The organism is Mycobacterium sp. NGS57 (genome assembly GCF_059812405.1).
This window is the reverse complement of the sequence record NZ_JCALCP010000038.1, coordinates 1-593: the sequence shown is the minus strand read 5'-3', so window position 1 is coordinate 593 and position 593 is coordinate 1. Positions and strand designations below refer to the sequence as shown.

Below are 593 nucleotides of genomic sequence, written 5' to 3'. Positions count from 1 at the left end.
GGGGCGGCGTTGGCGTAGGTGTCACCCAGGGCGGCCAGCTGCTGGATGTCGTGGCGGGCCTGGGGCATCTGCGGGTTGACGTCGTCGAGGATCGTGTTGGCGTTGACGATCGACTGCCCCAGCTTGTCGCCGAGGCCGGCCAGCGACTGCGCCGCGGCGCTCAGCGTCAGGTTCAGCTTGACCGGGTCCACCTTCTGGGCGATGTCGGTGATGGTCTGAAACAACGTGTTGATCTCGGTGGTCACCGACCGCGCGTCGATCACGCTCTGCTGCGTGATCCGTTGCGGCGACGGGTTTTTCGGCGTCGTCAACGACACATACTTGCCGCCGAACACCGTGGTCGCCTTGATGTCGGCGTTGACGTTGGCCGGGATCAGCTTCAGATACCGCGGATACACATCCAGGCTGAACTTGGCCGCAGGCTTGCCGTCGTGAATGACCTTGGCGCACACCGGATCCGAAGCGTCGCACTCCGAAATGTGGGCCACCCGGCCGATCTCCACCCCGTTGTAGGTGACCTTGGAGCCGGGATCCATCACCAGCCCGGCCCGCGACGCCACCATCGTCAACTTGGTCTTCGGCGTGAAATCCCC

1 protein-coding gene is annotated in these 593 nt (G+C 64.6%); it reads right to left on the bottom strand.

Going from position 1 to position 593, the window contains the following annotated elements; translation table 11 throughout:
- Window positions 1–593 (bottom strand): MCE family protein (locus AC5Y43_RS24975; protein WP_499977308.1); only part of this gene is annotated, 593 nt, incomplete at both ends.